The sequence below is a fragment of the Legionellales bacterium genome, assembly GCA_026125385.1.
GTDB lineage: Bacteria > Pseudomonadota > Gammaproteobacteria > JAHCLG01 > JAHCLG01 > JAHCLG01.
Genome location: JAHCLG010000008.1, coordinates 93952 through 102016, shown reverse-complemented (window position 1 = coordinate 102016; position 8065 = coordinate 93952). Strand labels below are relative to the sequence as shown.

Below are 8065 nucleotides of genomic sequence, written 5' to 3'. Positions count from 1 at the left end.
AATCGACAAGCTAATCGTGATGTCGAGGGAGATTGCTGAGCTTCCTCCAAAACTGAACAAGTAATAGGGATCCTTATTGTTCCATTAAAATGTTTTAATTTTTCAGTTGAAACCTCGGAAAAAGATGATTTATAGTTGCCATTAAGATCATTAAACTCACGTAATAAAAAGTCAGATGCAGCTTGACCTGAGAGAATAATAGCTGACGATTTTTGACCTACTATACTTAGTTTGCTCATTTTTGCATATTCAGCCATTCTATTGCCAATATCATGATCACAATTATCGTTTTTGTGTATGAGTTTCCACTTGCTTAAAAAAGCTAAAGCGGATGCGTCTTCATCATGATTTATACGCGGTAAGCATTCTACTTTACTTATGATAGGTTCAATACAAATAATTTTGCCATTTGGCTTAAGTTTATCTCTCAACGTTGATAAAAATGGAACAATTAAGACTTTAGGTAAGTGCTCTAGAAAAAATTGCAAAAAAAATATGTCTGAGAAATCTTCTAATTGTGGTAGCGTTTTTTCTGAAATTATTTTTATTGATGTGCTCGCATTATTAAATTTTTCCAGTTTACGATTTGCCGATGCTACACTAGTATGATCCTGATCAAATCCATGATAGGTAAATTGATTTTTATATGAAAAGAATTGGCATGCTTTCAGTGCAAAGTGTCCATGACCAGAGCCAAATTCGACAATTTTAAGTTTTTTATTAAAATATAATATAGAAATTAATAACAAGCAGTAATTTTCAAGGCTGTCTAGGTTTGGTTGTTTATGGAGTTCATCCAAACGAACCTCATCGCCACCATACATATACTCTTCAGCAGCAAACATTATTCCCTCAAGAATTTAATAATAGCGAAATCCATAATAACGACCCTTTTTTTGCACCCTAATGCTTAGCGATAAACGGTGACAAGAGGATGAGTTTCAATTTAATATACTGGGTTACAAAAACGAAGTCTACTGAAGTCATCACAGGAATTTTCGGTGAATATGATTGTTACCCTATCTCGCATCTCTATGAAGCATCAGGATTTATTGTAATGGCTAATTTAATGGCACAGCAACGATTAATATCTCACATTATTTCGCCTGAAACCATCGAAAATACTCTCCTAAAAATCACCGAGAGAATTAAACAACTAGGGAATAAATCCACTAGCACAGCAATACATCAGCTTGAATTACTGGCAAAACTCAATGAATAAGCAAAACAGTATTACAGGGTGTTTTGAAGGACAACCGCGTTATTATCAAACTATAGAAGAAGTGCTAGCAGAAACAAGATTGATGGATGATGTTTCATGGCTTATCAAGCTTTGTGTCGATCGCCAGTTATGTCGATAAAAAGATAGGATGAGTTGAATGATAAACATCCTGAATGGCGAGAATTTATAGATACCAAGATCGATGATGTTTTTATAACTAAGTCCTAAACTACTAATTGACAAACCCCCAAAAAAAGTTTAAGTTCGCAAAATTTTGAGTAAGCAGTGTGATATACTCTCACGCTTGATTGAAACTCGTGGATTTAGCATGACCAAAAATTTAAACGATAAAGTAGCCTTAATCACAGGCGGTGCGCGGGGTATTGGTAAAGCTACCGTGCGCAAATTGGCCATGGCAGGTTGTCATGTCATCATCAATTATTTTAATAGCTCCGATGAGGCAGAAACCTTATGCGTGGAAGCAGAACAGTTTGGCGTGAAAGCACTAGCCGTTTCTGGCAATGTGGCGGATGCAGATTCTGTGAGCGACATGTTTGCTACCATTAAACAACACTTTGATCACATTGATTTTCTGATTAACAATGCAGCCAGTGGCGTATTACGCTCGGCGATGAAAATGAAATTAAAGCACTGGCACTGGTGCATGGATACCAATGCATTTGCCTTAGTATTAATTTTGCAACACGCCAAAGCTATGATGCCGCGAGGTTCGCGAGTCATTGCTTTATCAAGCTTAGGTGCGATTCGCGCAATTCCTGAATATGCGTTTATTGGCGCGTCAAAAGCGGCATTAGAATCGATGGTGCGAGCGCTTAGTATCGAACTTGCGCCCGATGACATTGCGATTAATACGGTTTCGGCGGGCGTTGTCGACACTGATGCCTTAAAACATTTTCCCAATCGCGAATTATTATTAAAACAATTTGCTGAACGTTCACTAGCGGGACGCCAATTAACACCAGAAGATGTGGCTGATACCATTTATTTATTATGTTTACCAGAAGCCGCCATGATCCGTGGACAAACCATATTTGTGGATGCTGGCTATTCCATCATAGGATGAACAATGTTTGAGACAACGCTTTTTCAAGATAAAGTAATTTTAATTACGGGTGGCGCGAAAGGCATTGGTCGAGCCATCGTTGAACATTTTGCGAGGTTATCGGCGCAAGTTCATTTTTTTTATCAGTCGAGCCAAATGTTAGCACAAGAATTGATGGAGCAGTATCCGCAGCAAGTACAGGGTTACGCGGTCGATATTACCAACCCGCAACAAGTTCAAGCCGCTATCGATGAAATCCTGCAAAAAACCGATAAAATTGATATTTTAGTTAATAATAGTGGTATCATTCGCGATGGTTTATTCGCAGCGCTGCCAATCGACGATATCAAAGCGGTGATTGATACTAATTTAATCGGTACCCTGCAAGTAACACAAGCAGTGGTACCTCATATGATGCGAAAACGCAGTGGAAAAATTATTAATATTAGTTCAGTCGCCGCGGAAAAAGGTGGGCGTGGGCAAACAAATTATGCCGCAAGTAAAGGCGCAATTAATGCATTTACTAAATCACTTGCGGTAGAATTGGCAAAACGTAATATCACGGTCAATGCGGTGGCACCTGGAGTGATTGAAACTTCCATGAGCGAATCGGTGCGTGATCTGGCGGGCAACCAAGTGCTCGAACATATTTTATTAAATCGGTATGGGCAAGTCGATGATATTGCTCACGCTGTGGTATTTTTAGCGTCACCTTATGCAAATTACATCACAGGTGAAATTTTGCATGTGGATGGCGGATTTAAAATGGGTTAAGAATAGGAGAGGCAACCCGATGGAATTAAACGATGTATTTCCAAAAGTAAAAGAAATTTTAGCCGATGTATTAGCTATCGATGAAGACGATATAAAATTAACCAGCAGTTTAATTGACGATCTCGATGCGGAATCGATTGATTTTTTAGATTTAGTCTTTCGTTTAGAACGTGAATTCAAAGTCAAAATTCCCCGTGGACAAATCGAAAAAGAAGTGCGTGGTAATTTAAGCGATGAAGAATTTGAAAAAAATGGTGTTGTTACCGATGCGGGCTTAGCAGCGTTGCGCTCGTATTTAACCGAGGTGCCCGCCGATCGCATTAAAACCGGATTGAAAGTGAATAATATTCCCCGTTTATTCACGGTGGAAACTTTTTGTAAAGTTGTTTTAAAAGCGCAAGCACAGTAATGAATTTTTTATTTGTTGATCAAATTTTAAAATCCATTCCCGCACAAGAAATCCGCGGCATTAAACACGTGACCGCGGACGATATTTACCTAGAAAAAACCGCAGCAGGTAATTATGAATTAATGTCTTGCATCGTTGGTGAAGCATTAGGTCAACTCGCGGCGTGGAATGTTATCGCCTATTATCAATTTCAGCGACGTCCTGTGGCGGGGGTAGTGGGTGAAGTCGAAATTTTGGGTCAAGCCGCGCTGGGTGACAGTATTTTATTAGAAAGTGTTATCGATAGTGTTGATGAAAACGTGATTCACTATCACAGTGTTGCTAGCGTGAAAGACCACGCCATTTTAAAATTGCATCATGCCTTAGGGCCTTTTTTACCCGCAGAACAATTCATCGATCACGAAACCTTAACGGCGCAATATCAAAAAATTTATCGTCCTACTGAGTCGATTGAATTTATTTCTCACACCGCAAATCCTAATTTAATTCCACCGACGATTTTCCCAATCCACTTTGATAGTATTGTCGAGTGGAATAAAGGTCAGTCTGTTACCGCCATCAAAAAAGTAAATGGTCTTGCGCCGTATTTTGTCGATCATTTTCCGCGTAAACCCGTGTTACCTTTAAGTGTATTATTACAATGCCAAGTCAATCTGGCACGTGATTTTATTGCTAATTTAATGGACGAAGAAAATGCTCAGACCTATTTCCCGAGCAAAATTCGTCGGATCAAAATGAAAGAATTCGTGCAACCTGGCGATCAGCTTCTTGCGCGTATGGAATTAAAAGAACAAACCGAATCACATTGTGTTTTCCGCTTTCATTGTGAACTTCACGAAAAACGTGTGTGTGTTTCAGAAATTGAATTTCAACGCACTCCTTCACCAGCGAGGTGATTATGACCCACTCCAATAAATTTGTTATTACCGGCATTGGAATTGTTTCTCCTCTCGGTAACGATACGCAATCAACGTGGAAAAATTTATTATTGGGAAAAAGTGGTATTAGCCAATTACAATCCTTCGATGCCAGTGAATTTCCCACTCATATTGCGGCGGAAGTAAAACAATTTAATATAAAAGAGTATTTACCTGATCATAAATTCCTGCGTCAAAGCACCAATTTTGTGAGATTCGCTTTCGCGGCGGCAACACAAGCCTTTGCCGATGCCGGCATTCGTCCCACCGATCAAAACGCCGAACGCTGGGGATGTGTGGTGGGGAGCGGCATGATGACCGCCGAATTTGACTATTGGCAACGCTTCCAACAACGTTTTGCTGAAGATGGTTCAGTTAACACTAGACTTATGGATAATTCCGCACGCGATTTTTTAAATGTACGCGAATTTGCTAAAACACTTTCTAATAGCGGTTTGAGTTTATTATTACAACAGTTTAATATTCGCGGTTACACCAATTCTGTTCATACTGCCTGCGCATCAGGAGGCCAAGCATTAGGCTTAGCGTTGCAAGCATTGCGGCGCGGTGATGCTGATCGCATGTTGGTAGGTGGATTTGATTCGATGATTAATCCGATTGGTGTCGCGAGTTTTTGTTTATTAGGCGCATTATCCACCTACAACGATACCCCAGAAACCGCATCACGTCCGTTTGATTTAACACGCAATGGTTTTGTCTTGGGCGAAGGTGCCGCATTTTTAATTGTCGAAAACTATCAACGTGCGCAGCAACGCGGTGCTACGATTTATGCAGAATTAGCAGGAGAAGGCAATTCACTCAGCGCTTATCGTATTACCGATTCCCACCCTTCTGGCGATGGCGCCATTCAAGCCTTACAAAGCGCGTTACAAGATGCCAACGTTGAACCTCAACACGTAGATTATATTAATGCTCACGGCACCTCCACTAAAATGAATGATTTATCTGAATCCAATGCGATTCAAGCAGTATTTGGTTCGCGTGCGAAATCGATCGCAGTGAGTTCCACGAAATCGCAAACGGGACATTTAATTGCTGCGGCCGGCAGTATTGAAGCGGCGTTTTCGGCATTAGCCATTTATCACAGTAAAATTCCAGCTACCCGCAATTTAACCACACCCGATCCAGAATGCGATTTGGATTTTGTGCGCGAAGGCGTGCGCGATCGCGCGATCCGCGTCGCATTATCGGATTCATTTGGTTTTGGCGGCTCGAATAGCTGTGTGGTTTTCAAACACCCTGAATGGCAAGGGGAATAAGTTATGCAAAATGAAGTGGTTATTACGGGTTATGGTGCCATCGGGGCTACAGGTCACGATGTCGAAACGATGTGGAATGCGATTATTGCGGGTGAATCGGGTATTGCTGAAATTACCCAGTGGGAATTAGGCGATACGCCGTATCGGTTAGCTGGCGAAATAAAAAATGCTAAGCCTCAACAATTAATTGCCGATCGTAAATTATTAAAATTAATTTCTAAACAAGATGTATTAGGCATTTATGCGGCTAATCAAGCGATTGAACACAGTGGTCTAATTGACTATCGCAATAGTTTAACTGATGCGACAGATTTTAACGATCGTAGCGGAATTTATGTAGGATCACCTGGCAATAAATTTTATCAACAATACGATTTCATGCCATTGCTCGCACATGCTAAAAATAATTTGCAAGAATTTGGTAAAAAATTATTTGAAGAAATTCATCCAATGTGGCTCTTAAAAATTTTACCTAATAATGTCTTAGCTTATGTCGGCATGCAACATCAATTTAAAGGACCCAATCAAAATATTACTAATCATGCCGTCTCAGGATCACAAGCTCTGGCCGAAGCCATGCATGCAATTCAACAAGGGCAAATTGATCGGGCATTAGTCGTCGCCTACGATTGCGCGGCAGAACCGCAAGGTAATCTCTATTATGGTTCTATGGGTATTTTATCAGCAGAAGGCATTTATTCTTTCGACGAACGCCATAATGGCACTGTCTTAGCAGAAGCAGGCGCTGCGATTTTATTAGAGTCAAAAATCAGCGCGCAACAACGCCATGCTAAAATTTATGGTTCGGTATTAGCGGCTGCTACTGCCACAGAAGCTTCTGGCGTATTTGCCATTGGCGATAATGGGGATGCGGTAAAACGGAGTCTCGAAGTTGCATTAAAACACGCGAAACTCACCAGCCATGATATTGGGATGATCACAGCACATGCCAATGGCACACCGCAATCAGATAATAGTGAAGCCAAAGCCATTCACGCGGTATTTGACAATAAGCCGACTCCTGTCACCGGATTTAAATGGTCATGCGGACACACGCTAGCCAGTGCGGGAATCTTAGATACTATTTTTTCCATAAAAGCGTTACAAGAATCTTGCGTGCCAGCGATAGCAACATTAACGCGTGTTGCCAAAGAATGTGCGAATTTAAACCTCAGCACGCAACACCAGCCAGTGCATGCCAATACTGCTATGATCATTGCTCGAGGATTTGGTGGTATTGCCTCTAGTTTAATTATTACGGCATCATGACTTATTCTATTCGAACGTATTTGCAAACTATCACTCCGACCTTGAGCGGAAAAATTTTTTATTATCTCATGCCATACCGGCGAAAAATTATTTTCGCTAATTTGCGTCGGGTATTTTCCGATGAACTTAGTGAAGCTGACATAAAAAAATTAGCACAGTGTTTTTATTCTCATCTAGCTCGATCAGTCTATGAAAATATTAAAATGCGCTTTCAATCCTTAGCAACAATAAAAACACTGGCACGTATTGAAGGCTTAGATCATATTTTAAACGCGGCCGCAGAAGGAAAAGGGCTGCTAATTTTATCGGGACATTTTGGTAACTGGGAGTTATCCCCCATTGCGGGTATTTTAAACTTTACCCAATATCAACATCGTTTTCATTTTATTCGTAAAACACTGGGTGCAAAATGGATCGAAAAAATATTATTTCGTCGCTATTATCAAGCAGGCCTGAATGTTATTCCTAAAAAAAATTCCTTGATGCAAGTGTGTGATGCGCTCGATCGGGAAGACGCCGTAGTATTTATTCTCGATCAACACGCCAGTATCAAATCCAAAGATGGAATTATGGTAGAATTTTTTGGTGAAAAAGCAGGAACATTTCGTTCGCTGGCCATGCTGGCCAAACATACCCAAGCTCCCGTTGTTCCTGCATTGACTTATCGCGATAAGCACGGGCAACACGTATTAGAATTTTTGCCTAAATTAATTTGGCAACAAGCACAAACTGATACGGAAGAAATTTATCAAAATACGTTGTTATATAATCAAACCCTTGAAAAAATGATTTTAGCTCATCCTGAACAATGGCTGTGGTTACATCGTCGTTGGAAAGGTGACGTTTAATAGTACTATAGCTCGCCAATGAAGATGCAGGGGAGTCGGAGATTAAATCGCAGGCGTTAGGTAATAAGTGCGTTCGCTAAGCTTTCGCAAAAAAAGAGGAAAAATAGGTGTTTATTAGGATAACTCACTTCGACAATCAGTGAAAACTTCTAACCCTAAATTTTGACATCAGCCGCATCTTGAAGTGCGTTGGGTATATACTCAATGCCCTTCAAGATGCGATGAGCGAACACGAGCTTTGCTCGTACCGCTCATGAAAGATTAAAAAATAAGTTACCGCTTC

General features: G+C 40.5%; 10 protein-coding genes. 9 read left to right on the top strand and 1 reads right to left on the bottom strand.

Annotated elements, in window-relative coordinates; all coding sequences use genetic code 11:
* Positions 1-845, bottom strand: an 845-nt coding sequence (locus KIT27_04965) for a class I SAM-dependent methyltransferase (protein ID MCW5588998.1), incomplete at its 3' end; no start/stop codon positions are given.
* A gap of 89 nt (positions 846-934) precedes the next feature.
* Here KIT27_04965 and KIT27_04960 point away from each other — a divergent pair.
* The 9 genes from KIT27_04960 to KIT27_04920 all read left to right on the top strand — a co-directional run bounded on the left by KIT27_04960 (position 935) and on the right by KIT27_04920 (position 7782).
* Positions 935-1222, top strand: coding sequence for a hypothetical protein (locus KIT27_04960; protein MCW5588997.1), 288 nt, complete (start codon positions 935-937; stop codon positions 1220-1222).
* A complete protein-coding gene (locus KIT27_04955; protein MCW5588996.1) occupies positions 1215-1361 on the top strand; it encodes a hypothetical protein in 147 nt (48 codons plus the stop codon). The genes KIT27_04960 and KIT27_04955 overlap by 8 nt, the downstream gene beginning before the upstream one ends.
* A 189-nt stretch (positions 1362-1550) precedes the next feature.
* The gene (fabL, locus tag KIT27_04950; GenBank protein ID MCW5588995.1) at positions 1551-2306 is read left to right on the top strand and encodes an enoyl-[acyl-carrier-protein] reductase FabL; all 756 of its coding nucleotides are present in this window, start codon (positions 1551-1553) and stop codon (positions 2304-2306) included.
* Positions 2307-2309: 3 nt separating this feature from the next.
* Positions 2310-3059 carry a 3-oxoacyl-ACP reductase FabG gene (locus tag KIT27_04945; protein ID MCW5588994.1) on the top strand — a complete coding sequence of 250 codons (750 nt, stop codon included), beginning with the start codon at positions 2310-2312 and terminating at the stop codon, positions 3057-3059.
* Positions 3060-3078: 19 nt separating this feature from the next.
* Positions 3079-3468, top strand: coding sequence for an acyl carrier protein (locus KIT27_04940; protein MCW5588993.1), 390 nt, complete (start codon positions 3079-3081; stop codon positions 3466-3468).
* A complete protein-coding gene (locus KIT27_04935; protein ID MCW5588992.1) occupies positions 3468-4364 on the top strand; it encodes a hydroxymyristoyl-ACP dehydratase in 897 nt (298 codons plus the stop codon). The genes KIT27_04940 and KIT27_04935 overlap by 1 nt, the downstream gene beginning before the upstream one ends.
* Before the next feature lie 2 nt (positions 4365-4366).
* Positions 4367-5665, top strand: coding sequence for a beta-ketoacyl-[acyl-carrier-protein] synthase family protein (locus KIT27_04930; protein ID MCW5588991.1), 1299 nt, complete (start codon positions 4367-4369; stop codon positions 5663-5665).
* Between the two features lie 3 nt (positions 5666-5668).
* Positions 5669-6934, top strand: a complete 1266-nt coding sequence (locus tag KIT27_04925; protein MCW5588990.1) for a 3-oxoacyl-ACP synthase — start codon at positions 5669-5671, stop codon at positions 6932-6934.
* A complete protein-coding gene (locus KIT27_04920) occupies positions 6931-7782 on the top strand; it encodes a lysophospholipid acyltransferase family protein (protein ID MCW5588989.1) in 852 nt (283 codons plus the stop codon). Before KIT27_04925 ends, KIT27_04920 begins: the two co-directional genes overlap by 4 nt.
* Positions 7783-8065 lie beyond the last annotated feature (283 nt).